Source organism: Rhodopseudomonas palustris (assembly GCF_007005445.1).
Classification (GTDB): domain Bacteria; phylum Pseudomonadota; class Alphaproteobacteria; order Rhizobiales; family Xanthobacteraceae; genus Rhodopseudomonas; species Rhodopseudomonas palustris_G.
Map to the genome: position 1 here is coordinate 3,766,917 of NZ_CP041387.1, position 25,584 is coordinate 3,792,500.

Below are 25,584 nucleotides of genomic sequence, written 5' to 3' on the forward strand. Positions count from 1 at the left end.
TGCCCTCACACCCGCCCCAATGCGAAGCCGCGCGCGATGTAGTTGCGGACGAACCAGATCACCAGCGCACCCGGGATGATGGTGAGCACGCCGGCGGCGGCGAGCAGGCCCCAGTCCATGCCGGCCGCCGACACCGTCCGGGTCATCACCGCTGAGATCGGCTTGGCGTTCACGGAAGTCAGGGTGCGGGCGAGTAGCAGCTCGACCCAGGAGAACATGAAGCAGAAGAACGCCGCGACGCCGATGCCCGAGGCGATCAGCGGCATCAGGATCTTCACGAAGAACCGCGGGAACGAATAGCCGTCGAGGAATGCGGTCTCGTCGATCTCCTTCGGCACGCCGGAGACGAAGCCTTCCAGGATCCACACCGCCAGCGGGACGTTGAACAGGCAGTGCGCCAGCGCCACCGCCCACGGCGTGTCGAACAGGTTCAGCGCCGAATACAGATTGAAGAACGGCAGCGCATAGACCGCGGCCGGCGCCATCCGGTTCGACAGCAGCCAGAAGAACAGGTGCTTGTCGCCGAGGAAGCGGTAGCGCGAGAACGCATAAGCGGCCGGCAGCGCGAACGAGATCGACAGCACGGTGTTGATGACGACGTATTGCAGCGAGTTGATGTAGCCCGAATACCAGCTCGGATCGGTGAAGATCGTCCGGTAATTCTCCAGCGTCGGCTGGTGCGGCCACAGCGTCATGGTCCAGACGATCTCGCCATTGGTCTTGAAGCTCATGTTGACGAGCCAGTAGATCGGCAACATCAAAAACAACAGATACAGCACCATGACGACGCGGCGGCCGGGGATCGAATGCATCACATGCCCCCTTCGACCGGCCGCCGCTCGGCGCCGGCATTGGTCATCACGGTGTAGAACACCCAGCACACGATGATGATGATCAGGTTGTAGACGATCGACAGCGCCGCGGCCTTGCCGAGGTCGAACTGGCCGAGCGCGATCTTGACCAGCTCGATCGAGATGAAGGTGGTCGAATTGCCCGGCCCGCCGCCGGTGACGACGAACGGCTCGGTGTAGATCATGAAGCTGTCCATGAACCGCAGCAGCACCGCGATCAGCAGCACGCGGTGCATCTTCGGCAACTGGATCGCCTTGAACACCGCCCAGCGCGAGGCGCCGTCGATCTGCGCCGCCTGATAATACGCGTCCGGAATCGACTTCAGGCCGGCGTAGCACAAGAGCGCCACCAGGCTGGTCCAGTGCCAGACGTCCATCACTACCACCGTGGCCCAGGCGTCGAAGTCGTTGGAGACGTAATTGTAATTGATGCCGAGGCTGTTCAGCGTGTAGCCGAGCAGGCCGATGTCGGAGCGGCCGAAGATCTGCCAGATGGTGCCGACCACATTCCACGGGATCAGAAGCGGTAACGCCATGATCACCAGACAGAACGCGACCGACCAGCCGTGACGCGGCATCGCCAGCGCCACCACGATGCCGAGCGGCACTTCGATCGCCAGGATGATCGCCGAGAACGCCAGATTGCGCCACAGCGAGGCGAAGAACCGGCCGCCGAGATCGGTCGACGGATCCAGCAGTTCCTTGAACCAGCCGACCCCGTTCCAGAAAAACTGATTGTTGCCGAAGGTGTCCTGCACCGAATAGTTCACCACCGTCATCAGCGGCAGGATCGCCGAGAACGCCACGATGGCGAACACCGGCAGCACCAGGAACCAGGCTTTCTGGTTGACGACCTTGTCCATCAGGCGACCTGCTCCAGTGAGCTGCCTTCGACGATTTCGCTGTCGGCATAGACGTGGATGCGCGACGGCTCGAACCGCAGCGCGGCTTCATCCCCGCTCGGCGAAAAGCCATCCGGCACGCGCGCGGCGATCTTGACGTCACCGACCCGCACCGAGGCGAAGCGGATACGGCCGAGATCGTCGATCCGTTCGATGCGGCCGGTCATCAGGCCCGGGGCCTTGGCGGTGAGGTGGACGAATTCGGGCCGCACCCCGATCTCGATCTTGCCGGCGGGCAGTTTCTCGTAACTGCGCGCAAGCGGCACGCGATGGCCGGCGACCAGCGCCTCGCGACCCTTCACTTCGGCTGGAACGATGTTCATGCCCGGCGAGCCGATGAAATAGCCGACGAAGGTGTGGGCGGGGCGTTCGAACAGTTCTTCCGGCGTGCCGCTCTGCACGACGCGGCCGTCGTGCATCACTACCACGGTGTCGGCGAAGGTCAGCGCCTCGGTCTGGTCGTGGGTAACGTAGATCATCGTCAGATCGAGCGCGCGGTGCAGCGCCTTGAGCTTCGAACGCAGCTCCCACTTTAGATGCGGATCGATCACCGTCAGCGGCTCGTCGAACAGGATTGCGGCGACGTCGCTGCGTACCAGTCCGCGGCCGAGCGAGATCTTCTGTTTGGCGTCGGCGGTCAGCCGCGTCGCCTTGCGGTTCAGGTTCGGCGTCAGGTCCAGAAGATCGGCGATCTCGGCGACGCGCCTGGCGATATCGGCCTTCGGCACGCCGCGGTTCTTCAGCGGAAACGCCAGATTCTCGCGCACCGTCATGGTGTCGTAGATCACCGGAAACTGGAACACCTGCGCGATGTTGCGGTCGCGGGTGGAGAGCTCGGTGACGTCCCGGCCGTCGAACAGGATCTTGCCGCGCGACGGTGTCACGATCCCCGAAATGATGTTGAGTAGCGTGGTCTTGCCGCAGCCGCTTGGCCCGAGCAGCGCATAGGCGCCGCCCTGCCGCCAGGTCATCGACACCGGCTTCAGCGCATAGGCGGCCGGCGGCAGGTCGTCACCGACCAGATAGGAGTGAGCAAGATCGACGAGATCGATGCGCGCCATCGGGCTGTCCCCTCAGATCGGCTTCGGCGCGGCGACGAGACGATCGGCCGCGTCGAACACGAACAGATTGGCGGGGTCGAGGATGGCGTCGAGCGTCTGGCCCGGCTCGAACTCGTGGATGCCGTGCAGCACCGCGACCCAATAGTCGTCGCCGCGCTTCAGATGCACGAAGCTCTCCGAGCCGGTGATCTCGGTCACCGCGACGGTCGCCTGGAACGCATGCCGCTCCGGATCGGCGCTCTTCACCTCGATCTGATGCGCACGGAAGCCGACCCGATAGGTGCCGTCAGAGAGGCTCGCGAATACACCGGTCGCCGGCGCGGTGACGCCACCGGAGTAATGCACGGTGCCGGCTTTCTTCTCGGCCCCGACGATGTTGAGCGGCGGATCGGAGAACACCTGCGCCACCCGCATGGTGTCGGGCTTGCGATAGACTTGCGGCGTCGGCCCGACCTGCAGCGCTTGGCCTTCCCACATGCAGATGGTCCGGCCGCCGAGCAACAGCGCCTCGGACGGCTCGGTGGTCGCATAGACGAAGATCGCACCCGACGCCTCGAAGATCTTCGGCAGTTCGGTGCGCAGCTCTTCGCGCAGCTTGTAGTCGAGATTGGCGAGCGGCTCGTCGAGCAGCACCAGATCGGCACCCTTGACCAGCGCGCGGGCAATCGCGGTGCGCTGCTGCTGACCGCCGGAGAGCTGCAGCGGGGTGCGCTGCAGATACGGCTCGAGCTTCAAGAGCTTCGCAGCCTCCTGCACACGCTGCTCGATCTCGGCGCGCGGCTTGCGCTGCACCCGCAGCGGCGAGGCGATATTCTCGTACACCGTCAGCGACGGGTAGTTGATGAACTGCTGATACACCATCGCTACCGAGCGGCTGCGCACATCGGCACCGGTGACGTCCTTGCCGTCGACCAGCACCCTGCCGGTGGTCGGCTTGTCGAGCCCGGCGAGCAGCCGCATGATTGAGGTCTTGCCCGACAGCGTCGGCCCGAGCAGCACGCTGAGCGTGCCGCGCTCCAGCGTCAGCGACACGTCGCGGATCGCCGGCACTCCGTCGAGCACTCTGGTGACATTCTCCAGGCTGACGCTCATGCCGATGCTCCCGCCTGCTGCAGCGACGCCTGGGCGGCGCGATGGACAATCACCCACTCGTCGAGTGCGGCGATCGCGGCCGGCGTCAGCCGCAGGCCGAGCTTGGATCGCCGCCAGACGATGTCGTCCGCGCTGCAGGCCCATTCACGGCTCATCAGATAGCGGACCTCGGCCTCCGTCAATGTGGCGCCGAAGTCGCGGCCGAGATCGGCGGCCGACTTGGCCGAACCGAGCACGTCGCGCGCCCGGGTGCCGTAGGCATGCACCAGACGCGAGGCGTGAGCCGAGGCGAGGAACGGATAGTCGCGCAACAGATCGCCGATCAGCACTGGCGCGCCGTCGACCGGGAAATCGCCGCCCGGCAGCGGCTGATGCGCGGTCCAGCCCTGCTCGGCCGAGCCGCCCTTCAGATAGGACGACAGCTTCTCCAGCGCCTCTTCGGCGAGCCGGCGATAGGTGGTGATCTTGCCGCCATAGATCGACAGCAGCGGCGCGCCGCCGGGGGTGTCGAGCTCGAACACGTAGTCGCGGGTCGCGGCCTTGGCCTCGCTGGCGCCGTCGTCATACAGCGGCCGCACCCCGGAGAACGTCCACACCACGTCGGCCGGCGTCACCGGCTTGGCGAAATAGCCGCTCACCGCAGCGCACAGATACTCGATCTCTTCCGGCGTCGCCTTCACCTGCGACGGATCGCCGTGATAGTCGCGGTCGGTGGTGCCGATCAGCGTGAATTCGCCCTGATACGGAATCGCGAACACGATGCGGCCGTCCGCATTCTGGAAGATATAGGCGCGGTCGTGGTCGTAGAGCTTGCGGGTGACGATGTGCGAGCCCTGCACCAGCCGCACCTTGTAGCGGGCATCGACCCCGGCGCCGGAGCCGAGCACGCCCTCGACCCAGGGACCGGCGGCATTGACCAGCGCACGCGCCTGGATCGTGCTGCGCGCGCCGCTGCCGACGTCTTCCAGCGTCACCTGCCAGATGCCGCCCTGCTGGCTGACCTGCACGGCGCGCGTGCGGGTGCGGATCTCGGCACCGCGCTCGGCGGCGTCGCGCGCGGTGAGCACCACGAGGCGAGCGTCGTCGACGAAACAATCGGAATACTCGAAGCCCTTGGTGTAGCGGCCGGGGATCAGCGGCTTGCCGACTTCGTCATGCGCCAGATCGACCGAACGGGTCGGCGGCAGCAGCTTCCGGCCACCGAGATAATCGTACAGGAACAGCCCGAGCCGCAGCCGCCAGGCCGGGCGCAGGCCGTCGTGATGCGGCAGCACGAAGCGCAGCGGCCCGATGATGTGCGGCGCGATCTGCCACAGTCGCTCGCGCTCGATCAGCGCCTCGCGCACCAGGCGAAACTCGAAATATTCGAGATAGCGCAGGCCGCCATGGATCAGCTTGGTCGACCACGACGAGGTGCCGCTGGCGAGGTCGTTCATCTCGCACAGGAACACGGAATGTCCGCGGCCCGCCGCATCGCGCGCGATGCCGCAGCCGTTGATCCCGCCCCCGATGATCGCGAGGTCGTACACCGTTCCCACCGACGCTCCTCACCGCATTGCAACAAATTGCTGCAACGCACTTTCGCTTCTGTCGATTTACGCTGGAAAGCGAATAAATCACAAACCGAAACGAAAGCAACTGTGATCTGCAAAGGGATCGCGTTTCCGGCGCGAAATCGCAGCCGAACGCTGGGAGACAAGCACAACTGACGATGTGGAAAGGCTGTTCAGGCCGCGGATTCGTCGAGATCGGGTTTCGCCGGGCAGGCCTCGATTACCTCGATACCTTTCGCATCGCAGATCGCCTGCAGCGACGGCGGCAGCGCCCTGTCGGTGACGAAGGTCTGGATCTGGCTGAGATGGGCAATCCGCACCGGCGCGTTGCGCTCCAGCTTGGTCGAATCCGCCACCAGCATCACGCTGCGGGCGTTGGCGATGATCGCCTGCGACGCCTGGACTTCGCGGTAGTCGAAGTCGAGCAGCGCACCCTCCTCATCGATCGCCGAGGCGCCGATGATGGCGTAGTCGACCTTGAACTGGCCGATCAGGCTGGTGGCGGTGGAGCCGATCACCGCGCCGTCGGCGCGGCGCACGGTGCCGCCGGCCACCACCACCTCGATTCGCGGATGGCGATACAGCAGCATCGCGACGTTGAGGTTGTTGGTGATCACCAACAGATCCTGGTGCGACGACAGCGCGCCGGCGACCTCCTCGGTGGTGGTGCCGATGTTGATGAACAGCGAGCAACCGTTGGGAATCCGCGCCGCGGCCGCCGCGCCGATCGCCTTCTTTTCCTCGGCGGCGACGAAGCGGCGCGCCTCGTAGGCGAGGTTGGCGACGCCGGAGGCGATGATCGCGCCGCCGTGGATTCGGGTCAGCGAGCGCTGGTCGCACAGATCGTTGAGATCCTTGCGGATGGTCTGCGCCGACACTTCGAAGCGCCGCACCAGATCCTCGACCATCACCCGGCCCGAGGCCCGGGCGATATTGAGGATTTCAGACTGACGATGGGTCAGAGCCGTCACGCACGCACCTTGCAACGTTGATGCGCCATGGTGCGGCTGTTCGCGCGTCAGGTCAACGCGCGGCGCGAGACGGCTGCGCTCCGCAACACGCACGGCCCCATGGTGAGGAGGCGCGAAGCGCCGTCTCGAACCGCCGTCTCGAACCATGGGCTGCTGGTACTGCGCGGCCCACCCTTCGAGACGCCCGACTGCGCCGGGCTCCTCAGGGTGAGGACTCAGTGACCGCAGCAAGGCCGTAGGACAGGCCAAAACCGAGGCGACGGCCGTCTGGACTGACAAGCCGCTAGGCCGGACGCGGCATCTCGAACATCGCGTCGGGGCGGATCTCGAAATAGTCGCCGCGCCGGCCGGCGCGCACGATCGGCCGCGCCGCGGCGGTTTGATAGACACCGTCTTCGATCAGGCGCTTGTCGATGTGAACCATCACCACCTCGCCGATCGTCAGCCAGGCGTCGACCTCGACGCCATCGGCGCCCTTCAGCCGAACGATTTCCGACAGCTTGCATTCGAACGACACCGGGCTCTCGGCGACGCGCGGCGGCTTGACCAGTTCGCTGCCGAGCTTGGTCAGATTGCCGAGCGTGAATTCATCGACCTCGTGCGGGACGGTCGCGGACGTCGCGTTCATCGCCTGCGCCAGATCCATCGTCACCAGATTCCAGACGAACTCGCCGGTACGCTGGATATTGGCGACGGTGTCCTTCCAGGTGGTCGAGGAGAAGCCGATCAGCGGCGGGTGGTAGTTGAAGGCATTGAAGAAGCTGTAGGGCGCGAGGTTGACGCGGCCTTCGGCGTCGCAGGACGAGATCCAGCCGATCGGCCGCGGCGCGATGATGGCGTTGAACGGGTCGTGCTTCAGGCCGTGACCGTTCACCGGCCGGTAGGAGTGCAGATCGGACACGCGGGTTTCCTTGTTGTTATTGCGTCTCGGCGCGCCGGCCGGCGCCGAGCGCGGCCAGCACGAAATCGATCATCTGGTCGAGGGTCGGCCGATCCTTGGTGAAGCTCTGCGCGATCATCTGCGGGTGAAAGAAACGGACCATCGCGGCGCAGGTGCAGCTCGCCGCCTCAGGCACGTCGGCAATGTCGAATTCGCCGCTCTCGGCCCCCTGCGCGATCACCTCGCCGATGGTGCCGGTGACCAGCTCCATGTGGGCGATGCAGACATCCCAGTTTTCCTCCATCGCGATCGCCACCATCTCGTGCAGCTTGGCGTCGCCGATGTAGCGCTCGCAATTCATCCGGTGCACCGTCGTGAGCAGATCGCGCAGCCGCTGCCGGGCGGAGCCTGGCGCGCGCGCGATCGTCGCGGCCGCCTGCTCGACCTCGCTCATCAGATGCCGGGCCACGCCCTTGTGAATCGCCTTCTTGGAATCGAAGAAGCGATAGACATTGGCCGGGCTCATCTGCAGCAGCTTGGCGATGTCGGCCACCGTGGTCTTCTGGTAGCCGATCTCACGGAACAGGCGCTCGGCCACCACCAGGATGCGGTGGCGCATGTCGGCTTCGGTATTCTCGGTCAGCAGCGTCATCAGCACAGATATTCAATCATTCGGCCGCGGCGGCAAGCGGAAAGCTCCGCGACGGATCGGCGCCGTGCTGCGCCGCAAGATCGGCAGCGTCGCCGCCGCGCTCGTCGAGACTGTTGCGGAACCACAGCGCGTACAGGCCCGGCAGGTAGAACAGCGTCAGGAAGGTGGCGACGAACAGGCCGCCCATGATGGTGATCGCCATCGGGCCCCAGAACGCCGAGCGCGACAGCGGGATCATCGCCAGAATCGCCGCGAGCGCGGTCAGCACCACCGGCCGCGCCCGGCGTACCGTCGCCTCGACGATCGCCTCGCGCCGGGTCGAGCCGTGCGCGACGTCGCTCTCGATCTGGTCGACCAGGATCACCGCGTTACGCATGATCATGCCGGCGAGCGCGATCAGGCCGAGCAGCGCCACGAAGCCGAACGGCGCGGCCGCGACGTTGAGGCCGAGCGAGGCGCCGATGATGCCGAGCGGGGCGGTGAGGAACACCAGCAGCAGCCGCGGGAAGCTCTGCAACTGGATCATCAGCAGCGCCAGCATCGCGATCACCATTACCGGAAACAGGATGAAGATCGACGCATTCCCTTTGGTCGACTCTTCGATCGCGCCGCCGGCTTCGATCCGGTAGGCCGGCTGCAGATTGGCGCGGATGCTCTCGAGCTGCGGCCAGATCGCATTGGTGACGTCCGGGGCCTGAACGCCGTCGACGACGTCGCCGCGCACGGTGATCGCCATGTCGCGATTGCGCCTCCACAGGATCGGCTCCTCGTGCGCGTACTCGACCTTGGCGACCTGCGACAGCGGCACCGCCACGCCGTTGCGGGCCATGATGGTGAGTTCGCCGATCCGCGCGAGATCGAGCCGCTCGTTCGGCACCGCACGGGCGACCACGCCGATCTTCTCGACGCCGTCGCGCACCGTGGTGACTTGCGCGCCCGAGATCAGCATCGCCAGCGCCTGCGAGACGTCCTGCGGAGTCAGACCGAGCGTGCGGGCGCGGGACTGGTCGACGACGAGTTTGAGATACGGCGACTGCTCGTTCCAATCGAGATGCGGATCGATGACGCTCGCGTTGTTCTTCACCACGTCGCGGACCTGATAGGCGATCTCGCGCACCTTGGCGGTGTCCGGGCCAATCACCCTGAACTGAACCGGGAAGCCGACCGGCGGGCCGAAATTGAAGCGGTCGACGCGCACCCGCGCCGCTGCGAGCCGGCCGCTGTGCGCAGCCTGCTCGATCCGCGCCTTGATCCGTTCGCGCGCCGCGACGTCCTTGGCGACGATCACGATCTCGGCGAAGGACTCGGTCGGAAGCTGCGGGTTGAGGCCGAGCCAGAACCGTGGCGAGCCCTTACCGACATAGGCTGTGTAGGTCGCGATATCGCCGTCGTCCTTCAACAGCGTCTCGGCTTCCTTCACCGACTTCGTGGTGACATCGAAGGCGGTGCCTTCCGGCAGGCGCAGTTGCAGGAATAGTTCGGGCCGTTCCGACAGCGGGAAGAACTGCTGCTGAACATGGCCGAAGCCGACCACCGCGGCGACGAAGATGCCGACCGTGGCCGTGACGACCGTGCCACGCCAGCGCACGCACCAAGAGACGGCCGCGCGCAGCGCCCGATAGATCCGGGTGTGATACACCTCGTCCGGATTGTGGCCTTTCTTGCCGGCGAAGTCCGGCAGCAGCTTGACGCCGATATAGGGCGTGAAGATCACCGCGACGAACCACGAGGCGATCAGAGCGATCGCCACGATCCAGAAGATGCCGCCGGCATACTCCCCGACCGCAGAATTGGCGAAGCCGATCGGCAGGAACCCGGCGGCAGTGACCAGCGTGCCGGTCAGCATCGGAAACGCGGTGGATTCCCAGGCGAACGACGCCGCCCTGGCGCGGTCCCAGCCCTGCTCCATCTTCACCACCATCATCTCCACCGCGATGATGGCGTCGTCGACGAGCAGGCCGAGCGCGACAATCAGCGCGCCGAGCGTGATCCGGTGCAGATCGAGCGACATCGCGTTCATGACGATGAACACGATCGCCAGCACCAGCGGCACCGACAGCGCCACCACGATGCCGGTGCGCCAGCCGAGCGCCAGGAACGAGACGAACAGCACGATCACCAGCGCCTCGACGAACGAGCGCATGAATTCGCCGACCGCGTGCTTCACCACTTCGGGCTGGTCGGCGATCTGTTCGATGTCGATGCCCTGCGGCACGTCGGCCATGAAGCCGGCGGTCGCCGCCCCGACCTGCTCGCCGAGCTGCAGGATGTTGGCGCCCCTGGCGGTGACGACACCGATGCCGATCGCCGGTTTGCCCTTCTGCCGCACCTGGTAATCGCTCGGGTCGACATAGCCGTGGCGAATCTCGGCGACGTCGCCGAGCCGGAACACCCGGCCGCCGCTCTCGACCGGCGTCTCCGCCACCGCCTGGACGCCGTCGAGCGCGCCGGTGACCCGCAGGGGCACCCGCTGTGACGAGGTCTCGACGGTGCCGGCCGGCACCACCGCGTTCTGCTTGGCGAGGGAGTCGAAGATCGCCTGCGGCGTCAGGCCGAGCGTCGCCAGCTTGGCGTGCGAGAATTCGACATAGATCCTCTCGTCCTGGGTGCCGTAGATGTTGACCTTGGTGACGCCCGCGACTTTGAGCAGCCGCTGGCGCAGGCCTTCGGCGGCCTTCTTGAGCTGCGCGTAGCTCGCGCCGTCGCCGGTCATCATGTAGAGTATGGAATCGACGTCGCCGTATTCGTCGTTGATCGACGGGCCGATCAGACTGCTCGGCAATTGCGGCGCGACGTCCCACAGCTTCTTGCGCAGCAGATAGAGCAGGTGCGGCACTTCGGACGGCGGCGTCGAGTCGCGGAACGTCACCTGCATCGCGGTGAACGACGCCTTCGAATAGGTCTGCACCTTTTCGAAGTAAGGCAGCTCCTGCAGCTTCTTCTCGATCGGGTCGGCGACCTGTTCCTGCATCTCCTTGGCGGTGGCGCCCGGCCAGATCGCCGACACCACCGCGACCTTGACGGTGAACGACGGATCTTCGGCACGGCCGAGCCGCTGATACGAATAGATGCCGGTGAAGCCGAGCGCGCAGATCAGGAACAGGATCAGCGCCGGATGTCGGACCGCCCAGGCCGACAGGTTGAAACGCATTGCGACGCTCCCAGCGCGGATCAGAAGGTCAAGGCCGACACCACTCGGACCTTTTCGGCCGGATCGAGCTTCTGCACCCCGAGCGTGACCACCTGATCGCCCTCGTCGACGCCGTCGCTAATCACCACGTCGTCGGTTTCGTAGGCCTTCACGGCGACCCGCTTCAGCTTCACCTCACCGGCCGCGTCGACGACATAGAGCGACGGCTGACCGCCCTGGTTGAACAGCGCCGACAGCGGCACCTTCGCGACCCGAACCTTGTCCGGGTCGGTGAGGGTGAGCGTCGCGGTCATGCCGAGCACGACGCGGTCGTCGGCGCCCGGCAGCGAGAACTTGGCGAGGAAGGTGCGGGTCGCGGGATCGGCGAGCGGCGCCACCTCGCGCAGCTTTGCGGCATAGTGCCGGCCCGGCTCCGACCACAGCGTCACATCGGCCAGCCCCTTGGTGGCGCGGGTGATCAGCGTCTCGGGGATCGCCACAACCGCTTCCTTCTCACCGATCCGGGCGAGCCGGAACGCGGCCTGGCCGGCCGCCACCACCTGCCCCGGCTCGACCAGTGTGGCGGCGACGACGCCGTGGCTGTCGGCGACCAGCGCGGCGTAGGACAGGGCGTTGCGGGTCAGCTCGACCGAGCGCTCGGCGCGGGCGAAGCGGGCGCGGGCCTCGTCGGCGGCGGCGCGGCTCTGGTCCATCTGCGCCTCGGTGGCCCAGCCCTTGGCGCGCAGCTCCCGGGCGCGGTTCTCCGACGCCGTGGCCTGCGCCAGCACGCCCTTGGCGGCGCTGTGTTCGGCCTCGGCCTGCTCGGCCTGCAGCTTCAGGTCGGTCTGGTCGAGCACCGCCAGCTTCTGGCCGATCTCCACGGTCTGGCCGACCTCGACCAGCCGCTGCGCGATCTTGCCGCCGACCCGGAATCCGACGTCGGTCTCGGTGCGCGGCTTGATGGTGCCGACGAAGCTGCGCTCCGGCGCCTGCGGGACATAATGCACCGCGGTGACCAGAACCGGCCGCTTCGACAGCTCGGGTCTGGCTTCCTTGCCGTCGCAGCCGGCCAGGCCGATCACCGCGACGGCCAGCATGGTGCCGGCGAGAAGTCTGAAGAAACCGTCGAACAGAGGAAACGCGCGCATCGCCAGCCTCCTTTTGCGATCGGAGGAACTGTCGACTGACTTTTGACGATTGTCAATATTCGTCAGATTTCATGAATTTGTGACTACCCGTCAGCTCGCCAGCTTCAGGCTGCCTTCGCAGCGCCGGCGCAGGTCGGTCAGAGCCCTGGCCAGTTGACCGGTGAGCAGATCGAGCTGCTCCGGAGAAATCGCTCCGGACTCCTGCTCGATCAGGCGTGCGATCTCGCCGATCGAATGGAAGCCGAGGGTTCGCGCCCCGCCCTTCAGGGAGTGCGCCTCGACCTCGAGGGTGGTGCGATCCATGCGATCTCCGAAACGCCGGAACAGCGCGATCCGCCGCTCCGTCTCGGCGAAGAAAAGCGTCACCATTTCATTGACTTGGTCGCGGCCGATTTCCGCAGTCAGCTCTGCCAGCGTATCCAGATCGGCCTGCGTCGGCGGCGCCAGCACCGTGACCGGCTGGGGCGCCCCGCGCAGCGCCCGCAGCACAGCCGCCACCAGCGCCGGTTTGCGCAGCGGCTTGGCCAAAAAGTCGTTCATGCCGGCCTCGCGGCAGACCTTGACGTCGTCAGGGAACGCGTTGGCGGTCAGCGCGATGATCGGCAGCTTGGCGAGCGCATTGCCTTTCCCGCGAATCGCCTGGGTGGCGGCGAGGCCATCCATATTGGGCATTCGCACGTCCATCAGCACGACATCGAACTCGCGCTCGCTGGCGGCCTGCACCGCGTCGGTGCCGTCGGACACGACGGTGATCTCGGCGGCGAATTCCTGCAGCATCTTGGTCACCACCATCTGGTTGGTGGCGTCGTCTTCGGCGATCAGCACACGTAGCGGACGACCGAGCAGCGCGATGCGGGTGCGCAGATCGTCGCTGCCGAGCCGGTCTAGCCGGTGGTCGGCGACCCACGCATTGCTCCACGGCAGATCGAGACTGAAGCGGAAGGTCGAGCCCTCGCCCTCGCGCGAGGTCACTGCGATGTCGCCGCCCATCTGTTCGACGATCCGCCGGCTGATCGCCAGCCCGAGGCCGGTGCCGCCGAACCTGCGATTGATCGAGACGTCGGCCTGGGCGAAATCGGTGAACAGGCTGCCGACCCGGTCCGGCGAAATACCGATGCCGGTATCGGTGACCTGCCACTCGACGGTGGCGTGGCTGTCGTTGCGCTTGACGCAGGTCAGCACGATGGCGATCGAGCCGCGCTCGGTGAACTTCACGGCATTGGAAGCGAGGTTGAGCAGCACCTGGCGAATCCGCGCCGCGTCGCCGCTGAGCGACGGCGGCAGCCGCGGATCGATATCGATCTTCAACTCGATCCCCTTGCCCCTGATCTCCGGCTCGATGATGGCACGCACCGACTCCACCAGCGTCGCGGGGGAGAAATCGGCCTGTTCGAATTCCAGCCGGCCGGCTTCGAGCTTGGACAGATCGAGGATGTCGTTGAGGATGCGCAGCAGATCGTCGCCGGAATCGCGGATGGTGGTGACCGCCTGTTGCTGCTCGGCGTCGAGCTTGGTCTCCAGCAGCGAATTGGCGAGGCCGAGCACGCCGTTCATCGGGGTGCGGATCTCGTGGCTCATCATCGCCAGGAAGCTGGATTTGGCGCGGTTCTCGGCCTCGGCCTGCTCGGCGCGCCAGCGCTCGGTGACGTCGCGGCCGACGCCGCGATAGCCTGCGAACTCGCCCTTGGCGTCGAACACCGGCTTGGCAGTGAGCGACCACAACCGCGGCGCACCGCCGATCACCACGTGCACCACAAAATCGTTCATAGCCTCCCGCTGCGCCATCTTCGCGGCGACGCCCATCGCGCAACGTCCGTCCTCCGAGCACAGCATGCCGATCACATCCGACAGCAGCGCTCCGGTCAGCAGGTTCGGGGGCAGCTTGGCGACTTCGACGAAACGCTCGGGCACGTGGACCAGCCGCCCCTGGGCGTCGGTCTGCCACAGCCAATCGCTGGCGTTGGCCTGGAAGTCCTTCAGCAGCAGCGAGATGATCTCGGTCTGACGTTCCAGCTCGAACTTCGCGCGCAAATTGTCGAAGAACATCTCGCCGTGCGACACCAGGTTGCGCGACATGAACACGCCGTACAGCAGCAGGAACGCCGCGGTGATGCGATAGGCGGTGCCCTCGCACAGCGCCAGCGACAGCGCCGACCCGGCGGTCAAAGCCCAAGTATAAGCAAGACCGGCCCGCGGCACCGTCGACAGCGTGAACGCGCCGCCGGAGATCATGCCGGCCGCGACGCAGGCGGCGATCAATTGATCGCCGGGTTCGGCGGTGACGAACACCATCACCGGCATCGCCCCCCAGATCAGGCCGAGCAGCAAAGCATGCAGCGTCATCCGCCGGATCGCACGTGCGGAGGCTTCGAGACGGGGCTCGGATCGGGTGCGCAGCCAGGCTCTCACCGCCGAGGCGGCGACGAACACGATCATCGCCATCCAGGCCAGCAGTTGCGGGCGCGCCTCGCTGCCCCAGAACGTGAAGAGTATCAGCGATGCGTTGGCGAGGTTGACGCTCATCGTCACCGGAGTCAGCCGGGTGACGCTGTCGATCTGCGCGGCACGTATCCGCCGCATTTCGTGCTCGTCGATGTCGGTATGCGGCAGCAACGTACCGGCGCCGCGACCTCCCAGCCAGAAGTCCAGCAAGGCGGCCCTGTCGGTCCGGGACATCCAGGCCGTCGTCATCGATTGCCACAGGCCCGACATCTCGAAACGCTCTCTCGGCCGTTTACGATCCAGGTCGTCACTGCCTCATGCGCGGCCTCGCCCAGACAGTCTAACCGCCCGAGAAGACTCTGTCTTCCACACATGCGGCATCCTGTACCGCCCCTCTGATGGATCGCTGACCGGCACAAGACTGGGATCGACCATGCTGCCCGGGTGCTTAGCGACCGTTAACTCGACTGCGGAAGCTGCAGCACGACGGCGCCTCGGTTAACAATCCGCGAAACAACCTATTTTCCGGTAAATTAGTATTCCACAAAGGAGCATGGTCACGACTTGTTGCAACCCAAAATGGTCGGAACATCCCAGGCTCCAACCGGTTGTCCCTGCGAAGCTCACGAAGCAAAGGAGAACATCCGATGGGTAGCACGATGGACAAGGTCAAGGGTAAGGCCAACGAACTCGCCGGCAAGGGTAAGCAGGGCCTCGGAGAAGCCACAGGTTCTGACAAGTTGCAGGGCGAAGGCGCGATGCAGGAAGCCAAGGGCCACGGCCAGCAGGCGCTCGGCGATGCCAAGGAAGCGGTGAAGAACACCGCCGACAAGGTGGCCGGCGCCGCCCACAAAAATCTGTGATCAGCGGCTCCCGCAACACCATGGATCGTTGCAAGACCGGCCCCTGGGCCGGTCTTCGCATGTCTGGGCAGTCCCGCCGCCGCTCTTAGTAACCGAGCGCACAGCCGTCCTTGCGCGGATCCGATCCGCCGGTCAGCGTGCCCTTGTCCCAATCGATCCAGATGCCCTGACCGCCGCCATGGGGGGTGCCGATCGGCACGACCTTGTGACCAAGCGCCTTGAGGCCCGCGACGGTCTCGGCCGGCACGCCATCCTCGAGCTGATAGATATCCTCGTAGTGCAGGCCACGCGGCAGATCGATCGCTTCCTGCATATCGAGGCCGTAGTCGAGCACGTTGGTCAGCACATGAACCTGACCGACCGGCTGATACTGACCGCCCATCACGCCCCACGACATTCGGGCCCGACCGTTCTCGGTGGCGAGGGCCGGAATGATGGTGTGCAGCGGGCGCTTCTTCGGCGCAATGCAGTTCGGGTGGCCGGGCTGGATGCGGAAACCGGCACCGCGATTCTGCAGCAGCACGCCGGTCTTGTTCGACACGATCGCGGAGCCGAACGAATGCGCGATCGAGTTGATGAACGAGCAGACGTTGCGCTCCGCATCAACCACGGTGATGTACACGGTCGACGGATTCATCGGCGGCGACACCACCGGCAGATCGAGCAGCTTGTCGAGCGCGATCTGGCTGTAATGCTCCTCGGCGAATTCCTTCGCCAGAATACGCAGCACGTCCACATCGACATGCTGGGGGTCGCCGATGTGCTGTTCGCGGATCATGTAGGCGATACGGGTCGCCTCGGCTTCCAGATGGAAGCGCTCGACGCTGAGCGGGCCGAACTTGGTGAGATCGAACCGGCTGAGAATGTTCAACATCACCAGCATGGTGATGCCCGGACCGTTCGGCGGGCACTGCCAGACATCGAGGCCCTTGTAGATCGTGCCGATCGGCGAAGTGGTTTCAGTAGAGTGCTCGGCGAAGTCTTCCAGCGTGTGCAGACCGCCGAGCCCGCGCAGCGTCTCGACCATGTCTTCGGCGACCGCGCCCTTGTAGAAGCCGTCCGGCCCCTTGTCGGCGATCAGCTTCAGCGTGTTGGCGAGCTCCGGCTGGGTAATGACGTCGCCGGTCTTGGCGGCTTCGCCGTGCGGCAGCAGATAGCGCTCGGTGTTGGCGCCCTTCTTCAGCTTGGTGAAGCCGTTAGCCCAGTCGAACGCGATCCGCGGCGCCACCACGTAGCCTTCCGCCGCGGCCTGGATCGCCGGCTGCAGCACCTTGTCGAGCCCGAACCGGCCGTGATCGCGCAGGATCGTCGCCCAGGCGTCGATCGCACCGGGGATCGTCACCGAATGCGGGCTGGTCAGCGGGATCGCGTCGATGCCCTTTTCCAGAAACCACTCGGCCTTGGCGGCCGCCGGAGCCCGGCCCGAGCCGTTATAGGCGGTGATCTTGCCGGTGCCCTTCGGCTGCACAAGAGCAAAACAGTCGCCGCCGATGCCGGTGGATTGCGGCTCGATCACCGCCAGCAGCGCCGAGGCGGCGATCGCGGCGTCGGCTGCGGTGCCGCCAGCTTTCAGGATTTCGATCGCGGCCAGCGCCGCCTGCGGGTGCGAGGTCGCGACCATGCCGTTGCGGGCGTGCACGGTGGACCGGCCGGCGAGATGGAAATTCCTCATAGGCACAAGCTCGTTGGGTTGGTTACGCCGCGCTCCGGCGCCGGCCTAGTTGGCATATTCCACGGCCGCCGAGCAATCCTCGCCACGGCCGCAACCGAGCGACCGCGATCTCCCCGGAGGCGGCGGTTTTCTGCCGGCACCGGCGCTGTTACACAACGCCCACAGCCGCGCTTCCGCATCCGGGCCGGCGACAACCTGCGTCTTGCCGGCTGTGAGCGGGCAGACCGAGCCGAAATGGAGCGGGCGATGGCCGGCGAGAACGATCTGAACGACCGCGTCGAGGCGCTGGAAGTGCGCCTGGCGTATCAGGACGAGACGATCGAGGCGCTGAACCAGACCGTCACCGCCCAGTGGAAGCAGATCGACGCGCTGACCCGGCAGCTCGCCGCCCTCAGCGAACGGCTCGATCAGGCCGAGAGCAGCGCCGGCGCTCCGGCCAACGAGCGTCCGCCGCATTATTGAGGGAGGAGGGCTCGCCCGCTCGAGCGCAAGCCCTTCCCCTCGTCATTCCGGGGCGCCGCGTAGCGGCGAACCCGGAATCTCCGCGTCGCAACAACCTCGGGATTCCGGGTTCGCTCACTTCGTGAGCGCCCCGGAATGACGTTGAGCCGAGGAGTTACGACGCCGCCTTCATGCCAAGGCGCTGGTCGCGGAGCTCACGCTTCAGCACTTTGCCGATCGCGCTACGCGGCAGCGACTCGACAAGCACCACCTCGGCGAGACGCTGGGTCTTGCCGACTTGGCCGTTGGTCCAGGTCTTGAGCTCAGCCGGGTCGATGCTGCGGCCGGGCCGCGACGCCACGAACGCAACCGGGGTCTCGCCCCATTCTTCCGACGGCATGCCGACGACCGCGACCTCGAGCACGTCGGGATGCTTGGCGACCACGGCTTCGATATCGCTCGGATAGATGTTGAATCCGCCCGAGATGATCATGTCCTTCTTGCGGTCCATCAGGGTGATGAAGCCGTCGGCATCGAACCGGCCGACGTCGCCGCTGCGCACCCAGAGATTGCCGTCCTTGTCGGTCCAGAACACCTCGGCGGTCTTCTGCGGCTGATTGAGGTAGCCCTTCATGATGGTGTCGGAGCGACCGACGATTTCGCCGACCTCGCCGTTGGGCAGGAAGTTGCCGTCCTCGTCGATCATCCGGATCTCATGGCCGGGCCGCGGCTGGCCGACGGTGTGGAGCTTGTTCGGGAATTCGTGGGCGAGCAGCGTGCACGAACCGCCGCCCTCGGTCATGCCGTAATACTCGGTCAAGCCGCCGGGCCAGCGCTTGAGGATGTCGGCCTTCAATTCCGGCGCAAACGGCGCGGAGGTGCAGAACTTCATCTGGAAGGACGACAGGTCGAACTGACCGAACTCCGGCAGCGCCATGATCCGGCGATACTGCACCGGCACCAGCATCGCATGAGTGACGCGATACTTCTGCGCCAGCTCCAGGAAACCGCGGGCATCGAACTTCTTCATCAGCACGACGGTGCCGCCGCCTGCGAGCGTCGGGTTGAAGCAGACCAGCGTCGTGTTGGAATAGAGCGGCGTCGACAGCAGCGTCACCGCGTCGGGGCCGTAGCCGATCGGATCGAGCTTGCCGTATTGCGCCCAGCGCATCTGATGGCTGTGGACGATGCCCTTCGGCGTACCGGTGGTGCCCGACGAGTAGATGATGTTGAACACCCATTCCGGATCGATCGTCACCGGCGCTGGCTTGCTACCTTCCGGCGCAAGCCAGCGGGTGAACGCTTCGCCGCTGGTGCCATCGTCGAACGCCACGCGCTTCACCGCGGCATCGATCTCGGCGTCCTTCATCGCATTGGCGGCGAAGTCGTCGGTGAACAGAATCTTGGCGGCGGAGTCCCGCACCATCGCGGAGAAGTCCTTGGCGGTCGACGACGGCGCCAGCGGCGCCACCGCGATGCCGGCGCGCAGAGCGCCGAGGAAAGTCGCCGCATATTCGATCGAGGACAGCGCGCAGATCGAGATGGTGTCGGTCGGCTTCAGACCGTCGCGATGGAAGGTCGCGGCGATGCGATCGATCAGCGCATCGAATTCCGCGTAGCGCAATTGCCGTTCCCCGTCGATCACCGCGATCCGCTCCGGCCGCGCCTGCGCGGTGCCACGAACCAGGGCAGGAAGAGTGATGAAGTCGGGCATTTCGGTCTCCACGTTTCTTGGTTATCGAACTCGAACAAGTGCGCGTCGTTGCGAGGAGCGAAGGGACGCACTGACGCCGCTGAAAAGGCATTCGGCGTCAGCGATCCAGCGCTCGCCTTTCAACCACTTCGCGCCGCTCGCGTACAGACGTTCGACGGAATCGCCTGTCGAGTTCGGCGTTTCGTTCGATCGGAGACTTGTCGGGACCGCGTATTCCGTGTGGCAGACGGCGCACACAATGCTTGCAGCAGGCGCATCATTCCGCAGAACAGCATCGCGGCGTTGCGGTGCAAAATTCTCCAGCACGGGACGTCTAGCAGGGGAAAGCTAGCTTCGCGCCTCTGCCCGATCGTGCAGCACGGCAGCGAGCCGGACGTGATCCACCTCAATGGTGCGATCGTAGCTGATCAGGCCGAGCTTGCGGAATTTGTTCATGAAGTAGCTGACCCGAGAGCGGGTGGTGCCGATCATCTCAGCCAGCGTTTCCTGGCTGATGTGCGTCGCGATCGGCTGCGTTTGACCTCCCCCGTCGAATTCGGCGAGGCGCAGCAGCAGACGGGCCAGCCGCTTCTCGCTGCAGTTGAGCAGTTGGTCGAGCAGATCCTCTTCGATGCGACGGTTGCGTAGCAACAGATGCCGGACGAACAATTCGGCGAAATCCGGTTGCGCCCGCAATGTCTCGATCAGCCGCGCGCCGGCGATGATCGCCACCACACAGTTCTGCATGGCGATCGTGGTGGCACTGCGGATCGGTTCGCCGACCAGACACCCCTCGCCGAAGAACTGACCTGGCGCCACCATGCCGGTTGCCGCTTCTTTGCCCTGCACCGACAGCACGACGACTTTGATACGCCCCTGCAGCAGCAAATACACACTGTCGGCTTTATCGCCCTGTGCGAAGATCGTCTGATTCTTGACGAATTTGGTGATCGCGTGGCCGTGACCGAGCTTGCGCAGCAGGTCGCGGGAATCGAAACCAGCCTCCGGCTTCATGGTCGCCTCCACGGGTCGACCGGCATTCCTTCGTGCCGATCAAAGTGCCCCGCAGAATAGACCGCACAGCGCTGAAATCGCTGGTAAATCGGCGTCCCTCGGAATGCTACGGGAACGCAGCCCCGGATGATTGCGGTATCGCGCTCAAACCACCGGGGTGGTGCGCTCGTCGTTCCAGGACAGGCCGAACTGATCCAGCCCTTCGGCCAGGTAATCGCCGAGCAGCGGCTCGCCGAGCAGATAGCGCGCGGTGCGTCCGTTGCGCCCCTCGGCGGCTTCGCGGCGCAGATCCTCCCATTCCTCGATGCTGCCGTCGCCGCGGCCCAGCCGCATCAAGGCCACCAGGTCGATCTGCTCTTCCTCGGTCATTGCGCTGATGAAGCCGGCGATCTCCTGAACGACCGGGTCGTCGCCGGTGTCTTCGAGCACGTCCACCATGTTGTCGTCGGCGCCGTTCGATCCGGAATCGGCATCGCCGTCGCCTTCCTTGACGTCGAATTCACGCGCCTTCTCGATCAGAAACGCGACCTTGTCGGTCGAAATCGCGAGCTCGGGCATCGTCCTTCCTCCGTCGTGGTGCGGGTGTCGGCATCGCACGCGCTAACGCACCGCAGCGCGAGATGATCCATTGCGCCTCAAGCGCAAAACACGCATGTTCGGGCAAAATACGAAGAGCCCGGGAGAAACGTGGGATGGTCTGGACCATCGGCAAGGTCAAAATCACAAAAATCGTCGAAATGGAAATGACCGGAGGCACCCGGTTCATCCTGCCGCAAGCCACCCCTCAGGAAATCCAGGCGATGCCGTGGCTGATACCGCAGTTCGCCAGCGCCGAAGGCCGGTTGACGATGTCGATCCACAGTTGGGTGGTCGAAACGCCGACCCAGCGCATCGTGGTCGATACCGGTCTCGGCAACGACAAACAGGGCCGCGGCGTGCCGCATTGGAACGGCCTGGACAAACCGTTTCTGCAGGACTTGGCGAATGCCGGCTATCCGGCGGACAGCATCGACACGGTGATCTGCACCCATCTGCACGTCGATCACGTCGGCTGGAACACCAGACTGGTCGACAGCCGATGGGTGCCGACCTTTCCCATCGCGCGTTATCTGTTCGGCCGCACCGAGTACGAGTACTGGAAGACGCATTCGACCGACGCCGCCCACGCTGCAGTGTTCGCTGACTCGGTGCAACCGGTGATCGACGCCGGCGTCGTCGATCTGGTCGACAGCGACGCGCAGATCAGTGATGAAATCTCCCTGATCCCGACGCCCGGCCACAGTCCAGGGCACGTCGCACTGCACATTCGCTCCGAAGGCGAAGAGGCGGTGCTGTCGGGTGACGTCGCGCACCATCCCTGCCAGATGGAGCGGCTGGAATGGTCGTCCAGCTTCGACACCGACCCGCTGCAATCGATCGAGACCCGGCGGCAATTGTTCTCACGCTTCGCCGACACACCCGCCTTGCTGTTCGGCGGGCATTTCGGCCCCGGCCGGATCGTCCGCGACGGCGACGCCTTCCGCCTTGTGGCGCTGCCATGACAGGCGATCGCCACGCCTTGCATGACGTGCCCGCGCCGGCATCCGTTGAATTCAACCGACGCCTGATCCATCAATTGGACAGCCAGCAAAACTGCGGAGGATACGCGGGATGAAGCTCGTTCGTTACGGCGCTATCGGCCACGAGAAGCCCGGCTTGATCGACAAAGACGGCCAGCTTCGCGATCTGTCCGGACAGATCGCCGACCTCGCGGGCGACGCGTTTTCACCCGCGAGCCTCGCGAAGTTGGCTGCACTCGATGTCGCCGGTCTGCCCACGGTGCAGGGCAAGCCGCGGCTCGGCTCGCCGGTCGGCGGCGCGCCAAAATTCATCGCGATCGGGCTCAACTACGCCGACCACGCGGCCGAGGCCAACATGCCGATTCCGGCCGAGCCGATCGTGTTCATGAAGGCCAACAACTCGCTGTGCGGACCGAACGACGATGTCGAGAAACCTCGCGGCTCGACCAAGCTCGATTGGGAAGTCGAACTGGCGGTGATCATCGGCACCCGCGCCAAATATGTCGGCGAAGCCGACGCGCTCAACTACGTCGCCGGCTACGCAGTCTGCAACGACGTCTCCGAGCGTCACTTCCAGCTCGAGCGATTGGGACAATGGACCAAGGGCAAGTCGCACGACACCTTCGGCCCGCTCGGCCCCTGGGTCGTCACCAAGGACGAGATCGCCGACGTGCACAAGCTGGGGATGTGGCTCGACGTCAACGGCCAGCGCTGCCAGACCGGCTCGACCGCGACCATGATCTTCAACGTGCCCAAGATCGTGTCGTATCTGTCGGAGCTGATGACGCTGATGCCCGGTGACATCATCACCACAGGCACGCCGCCAGGCGTCGGCATGGGCAAGAAGCCGCCGCAGTTCCTCGACGTCGGCGACGTCGTCAGCCTCGGCATCGACGGCCTCGGCGAGCAGAAGCAGACCATCGTGGCGGCATGAACCTCTCATACACGCCTCTCGTACGTCATTCCGGGATGCGCCCTTTTGGGCGCAGGCCAGGAATCCATACTCCCCGCGGCGGTTATGGATTCCGGGTTCGCTCACTGCGTTCGCGCCCCGGAATGACAAAGGATAGATTGACCAGGCTCGCGACCAAGTCGTTCCTCTCAGGAGCAACACATGAAGCTTACCTTCTCCCAAGCCTCGCCGTTCGCCCGCAAGGTGCGGATCGCGGCGATTGAACTTGGACTGATCGACCAAATCGAGTTCGTGACCGCGATCGTGATCCCGGCGCAAGCCAACGAGCAGTACATGCGCGAGGTCAACCCGCTGAAGAAGCTGCCGGCGCTGATCCTCGACAATGGCGAGGTGATCGTCGATTCTTACGTGATCGCCGAATATCTCGACGAGCTCGCCGGCGGAGGCAGACTGATCCCGGCCTCCGGCCCGGAGCGCTGGCGGGTCAAGAGTGACCACTCGCTGCTGCAGGGCATGCTGGATTCGATGCTGCTGTGCCGTTACGAGAAGCTGGTGCGGCCGAAGGAATTGTTCTGGCAGGGCTGGTACGACGATCACTGGGCCCGCGCCTGGGCCGGCATGGCGCGGTTCGACCGCGACACCGCGATGCTGAACGGACCGCTGACGATCGCGCAGATCGCGCTTGCCTGCGTGCTCGGCTATGCCGATTTCCGCTTTGCCGATTGCGGCTGGCGCACGACCTATCCCAATCTCGACGCGTTTTATCAGCGGATGATGCAGCGGGAGTCGCTGAAGGTGTCGGTGCCTCCGACTGCCTGAGCATCGACGGCTCGACTTAGTCGAACAGGCTCGGCGTGTAGTTGACCGCCGCGCCTTCGATCGCCAGCAGCTTCAGCTTGGTGGCGACGCCGCCATTGGCCGAGAAGCCGCCGGGCTTGTCCCCGGCGGCGAGCACGCGGTGGCACGGCACGATGATCGGGCACGGATTGCGCCCCAGAGCCTGGCCGACCTCGCGGGACAGCTCGACGCCGCCGAGCTGCTTGGCGATGTCGCCATAGGTCAGAGTCTTGCCGGCCGGAATGCTGCGGGCGATGTCGTAGACCCGGCGCTGAAACGCCGAGGTGCCGTCAAGATCCAGCGCAACATCGGCAAAATCGATCGCTGTACCTTCAAGTAGCGCGACGATGCCATCGATCGCGCGCTGCACGTCCGCCGGCGGCAGCGCTTCCGCGCTGTCGGGGTGACGCTGGGCGATACGGGCCCATGTCTGCGCTTCGGTCGGCTGCGGCAACTGCACAGCGACGATCCCGCGCGCCCCCCAGACGATGCCGCAGCGGCCGATCGCTGTGTCGAACAGGACATGACTGTGGTGGCCCATCGGCATCATGGCGCCGAGAATACGCCCGCCGCGCTCGGCGGGCCACCCGATTTCAAGCCGCCGGGAGGTACTGCTCGAGTCGCGCGGTGACCGTTGCAAGCAGCTTTTTCGGATCGGCCGGCAGCACATGGGCGCGAGTCGGGTCGAAATCGTAGGCGATGTGATAGGCGTCGTGCTGATCCTGGGTCAGGAACCACAGCTCGGTGCGGGAGGCCGCAGCGAACACACCGCGCTCCAGCGCCAGCCGGATCCGCTGCCGCGGCGGCCATGCCCACAGCCGGTCGCGCAGGATCGCCGCATCGTCGGCGACGTAATGAAAGTCGGCGCCGGGCACCAGTTCGAACGACAGCAGCGCATCCGGCTGATGCGTGCGGCGGTGCTCGCGGACAGCCCGGGCGAAATTTCGTGCCCGACGATGATTGGTCAGGCCGCGGGCGCGAACCTTGACGGTCGTGATGCGGTCGAGCGGTTCAGACGATGGAATCGTGGTGATGAGGGTGACGTCGTGCCCGCGACCGGCAAGATGTCGCGCGATCGCGATGCAATCGCGTTCCTTACCGCTTTGCTTTTCAAGTTGGAAAACCGCCAGCAGGATGTTCATGACGCGGCGGTTCGATCGCGACGGGTCGGGGGTCATTTGACGATGGGCTTATAGCGCGGCGGCGCTGCGGCGCGCAACGCGGCCGCGCAAATCCCGTCGGAGCCGAGCCGACCGCAGTCGAATGCCAAGCGCACCCTCGGCCCGTGTGACGACCGCGGCACCGATCGCCACGGCCGCCCAGCACAGATTTTATTCTTCGTCGTCGAGCGCGTCAGACAGCGCATCGTAGTTCTTGGTGACCAGCTCGATGTTGGTCTTGTTGGTCACTGACGGTCCGGGGTTTTTCAGCACCTCGTTGAGGTCGGCCAGCGCCTGCTTCTTGTCGTCGGCCGACATCTTGGTGTCGGCTTCGACTGCGGCGATCTGATCCTTCAGCGCTGCGGCCGGCCCCACATAGGTCTTCGTCTTGGGGTCGACGCCGGCCATCACCATACCGATCGCTTCGACCACGTCGCTGTATTCGCCGTAGGAAGCGAAGCCGTGCTTCTTGGCGGCCTCGTCGAGCTGGGCGAGGATCTTGGGATCCGGCTTGGTGTCCTGATCGTCCGGCAGCTTGGCGGCGACGGCGTCGATGTCCTTGTGGGCGGCCAGGACGCCCTTGATCTGGCTCTCTGTGAGCGTGACCTCTTTCATGGCCGGCTCGGTCGCGGTCGTCGCGGCAGGCGCCGCCTTGTTGGCTTCGGCGAAAGCGGCTGAACTCGACATCGCGCTCACTGCGACGGCGAGCACACCGGCTCCGACGATGCCGACGACGGGGCGAAGGGCAAA

At 65.4% G+C, this 25,584-nt stretch carries 23 protein-coding genes (1 of these 23 cut by a window edge); 5 read left to right on the top strand and 18 right to left on the bottom strand.

The window, feature by feature from the left end; genetic code table 11:
• Positions 1 to 5: 5 nt before the first annotated feature.
• The 11 genes from FLL57_RS17290 to FLL57_RS17340 all read right to left on the bottom strand — a co-directional run bounded on the left by FLL57_RS17290 (position 6) and on the right by FLL57_RS17340 (position 14,952).
• Positions 6 to 812, bottom strand: coding sequence for a carbohydrate ABC transporter permease (locus FLL57_RS17290; protein ID WP_142883519.1), 807 nt, complete (start codon positions 810 to 812; stop codon positions 6 to 8).
• On the bottom strand, positions 812 to 1,714 hold the full coding sequence (locus FLL57_RS17295) for a carbohydrate ABC transporter permease (protein WP_142883520.1): 903 nt from the start codon (positions 1,712 to 1,714) through the stop codon (positions 812 to 814). Before FLL57_RS17295 ends, FLL57_RS17290 begins: the two co-directional genes overlap by 1 nt.
• Entirely contained in the window at positions 1,714 to 2,814 is a 1,101-nt protein-coding gene (locus tag FLL57_RS17300) for an ABC transporter ATP-binding protein (protein WP_142883521.1), read from the bottom strand. Before FLL57_RS17300 ends, FLL57_RS17295 begins: the two co-directional genes overlap by 1 nt.
• 12 nt (positions 2,815 to 2,826) lie before the next feature.
• Positions 2,827 to 3,906, bottom strand: a complete 1,080-nt coding sequence (locus FLL57_RS17305; protein ID WP_142883522.1) for an ABC transporter ATP-binding protein — start codon at positions 3,904 to 3,906, stop codon at positions 2,827 to 2,829.
• On the bottom strand, positions 3,903 to 5,444 hold the full coding sequence (gene glpD / locus FLL57_RS17310) for a glycerol-3-phosphate dehydrogenase (RefSeq protein WP_142883523.1): 1,542 nt from the start codon (positions 5,442 to 5,444) through the stop codon (positions 3,903 to 3,905). Before glpD ends, FLL57_RS17305 begins: the two co-directional genes overlap by 4 nt.
• Before the next feature lie 188 nt (positions 5,445 to 5,632).
• Positions 5,633 to 6,430 (bottom strand): DeoR/GlpR family DNA-binding transcription regulator, encoded by a 798-nt coding sequence (locus FLL57_RS17315; RefSeq protein WP_047310166.1) that lies wholly within the window; start codon positions 6,428 to 6,430, stop codon positions 5,633 to 5,635.
• Positions 6,431 to 6,713: 283 nt separating this feature from the next.
• The gene (locus FLL57_RS17320; protein ID WP_142883524.1) at positions 6,714 to 7,331 is read right to left on the bottom strand and encodes a flavin reductase family protein; all 618 of its coding nucleotides are present in this window, start codon (positions 7,329 to 7,331) and stop codon (positions 6,714 to 6,716) included.
• Between the two features lie 16 nt (positions 7,332 to 7,347).
• A complete protein-coding gene (locus tag FLL57_RS17325) occupies positions 7,348 to 7,962 on the bottom strand; it encodes a TetR/AcrR family transcriptional regulator (RefSeq protein WP_142883525.1) in 615 nt (204 codons plus the stop codon).
• Between the two features lie 16 nt (positions 7,963 to 7,978).
• Positions 7,979 to 11,113 (bottom strand): efflux RND transporter permease subunit, encoded by a 3,135-nt coding sequence (locus FLL57_RS17330; RefSeq protein ID WP_142883526.1) that lies wholly within the window; start codon positions 11,111 to 11,113, stop codon positions 7,979 to 7,981.
• A 20-nt stretch (positions 11,114 to 11,133) separates the two neighbouring features.
• Positions 11,134 to 12,240: an efflux RND transporter periplasmic adaptor subunit gene (locus FLL57_RS17335; RefSeq protein WP_142883527.1), complete on the bottom strand. Its 1,107-nt coding sequence runs from the start codon at positions 12,238 to 12,240 to the stop codon at positions 11,134 to 11,136.
• Between the two features lie 90 nt (positions 12,241 to 12,330).
• Positions 12,331 to 14,952 (bottom strand): hybrid sensor histidine kinase/response regulator, encoded by a 2,622-nt coding sequence (locus FLL57_RS17340; RefSeq protein WP_013504281.1) that lies wholly within the window; start codon positions 14,950 to 14,952, stop codon positions 12,331 to 12,333.
• Between the two features lie 377 nt (positions 14,953 to 15,329).
• Here FLL57_RS17340 and FLL57_RS17345 point away from each other — a divergent pair, with 377 nt between their 5' ends.
• The gene (locus FLL57_RS17345) at positions 15,330 to 15,545 is read left to right on the top strand and encodes a CsbD family protein (protein WP_047309360.1); all 216 of its coding nucleotides are present in this window, start codon (positions 15,330 to 15,332) and stop codon (positions 15,543 to 15,545) included.
• 85 nt (positions 15,546 to 15,630) lie between these two features.
• On the opposite strand, the gene ggt is transcribed toward FLL57_RS17345, so the two are convergent.
• Positions 15,631 to 17,217, bottom strand: coding sequence for a gamma-glutamyltransferase (ggt, locus tag FLL57_RS17350; RefSeq protein WP_047309359.1), 1,587 nt, complete (start codon positions 17,215 to 17,217; stop codon positions 15,631 to 15,633).
• A gap of 246 nt (positions 17,218 to 17,463) precedes the next feature.
• On the opposite strand from ggt, the gene FLL57_RS17355 reads away from it, so the two are divergent.
• Entirely contained in the window at positions 17,464 to 17,679 is a 216-nt protein-coding gene (locus FLL57_RS17355) for a SlyX family protein (protein ID WP_011159954.1), read from the top strand.
• 154 nt (positions 17,680 to 17,833) lie between these two features.
• On the opposite strand, the gene FLL57_RS17360 is transcribed toward FLL57_RS17355, so the two are convergent.
• The 3 genes from FLL57_RS17360 to FLL57_RS17370 all read right to left on the bottom strand — a co-directional run bounded on the left by FLL57_RS17360 (position 17,834) and on the right by FLL57_RS17370 (position 20,923).
• Positions 17,834 to 19,372, bottom strand: a complete 1,539-nt coding sequence (locus FLL57_RS17360; RefSeq protein WP_142883528.1) for a class I adenylate-forming enzyme family protein — start codon at positions 19,370 to 19,372, stop codon at positions 17,834 to 17,836.
• Between the two features lie 327 nt (positions 19,373 to 19,699).
• Positions 19,700 to 20,365 (bottom strand): Crp/Fnr family transcriptional regulator, encoded by a 666-nt coding sequence (locus FLL57_RS17365; RefSeq protein WP_047307973.1) that lies wholly within the window; start codon positions 20,363 to 20,365, stop codon positions 19,700 to 19,702.
• 144 nt (positions 20,366 to 20,509) lie between these two features.
• The gene (locus FLL57_RS17370; protein ID WP_142883529.1) at positions 20,510 to 20,923 is read right to left on the bottom strand and encodes a DUF3775 domain-containing protein; all 414 of its coding nucleotides are present in this window, start codon (positions 20,921 to 20,923) and stop codon (positions 20,510 to 20,512) included.
• 134 nt (positions 20,924 to 21,057) lie between these two features.
• Here FLL57_RS17370 and FLL57_RS17375 point away from each other — a divergent pair, with 134 nt between their 5' ends.
• The 3 genes from FLL57_RS17375 to FLL57_RS17385 all read left to right on the top strand — a co-directional run bounded on the left by FLL57_RS17375 (position 21,058) and on the right by FLL57_RS17385 (position 23,656).
• A complete protein-coding gene (locus FLL57_RS17375) occupies positions 21,058 to 21,906 on the top strand; it encodes an MBL fold metallo-hydrolase (protein ID WP_142883530.1) in 849 nt (282 codons plus the stop codon).
• Between the two features lie 109 nt (positions 21,907 to 22,015).
• A complete protein-coding gene (locus tag FLL57_RS17380; RefSeq protein WP_142883531.1) occupies positions 22,016 to 22,858 on the top strand; it encodes a fumarylacetoacetate hydrolase family protein in 843 nt (280 codons plus the stop codon).
• Positions 22,859 to 23,038: 180 nt separating this feature from the next.
• Positions 23,039 to 23,656, top strand: coding sequence for a glutathione S-transferase family protein (locus FLL57_RS17385; RefSeq protein ID WP_142883532.1), 618 nt, complete (start codon positions 23,039 to 23,041; stop codon positions 23,654 to 23,656).
• Between the two features lie 16 nt (positions 23,657 to 23,672).
• Here FLL57_RS17385 and FLL57_RS17390 read toward each other — a convergent pair whose 3' ends face one another.
• The 3 genes from FLL57_RS17390 to FLL57_RS17400 form a co-directional block, all read right to left on the bottom strand.
• Entirely contained in the window at positions 23,673 to 24,224 is a 552-nt protein-coding gene (locus FLL57_RS17390; protein ID WP_080964167.1) for a methylated-DNA--[protein]-cysteine S-methyltransferase, read from the bottom strand.
• A 43-nt stretch (positions 24,225 to 24,267) separates the two neighbouring features.
• The gene (locus tag FLL57_RS17395) at positions 24,268 to 24,816 is read right to left on the bottom strand and encodes a glycosyltransferase family 4 protein (RefSeq protein WP_142883533.1); all 549 of its coding nucleotides are present in this window, start codon (positions 24,814 to 24,816) and stop codon (positions 24,268 to 24,270) included.
• Between the two features lie 189 nt (positions 24,817 to 25,005).
• Positions 25,006 to 25,584, bottom strand: the 3' portion of a protein-coding gene (locus FLL57_RS17400) for a hypothetical protein (protein ID WP_142883534.1). The gene runs 6 nt beyond the window's last position; 579 of the gene's 585 nt are visible here — the last part of the coding sequence; the start codon falls outside the window, past its right edge; its stop codon occupies positions 25,006 to 25,008.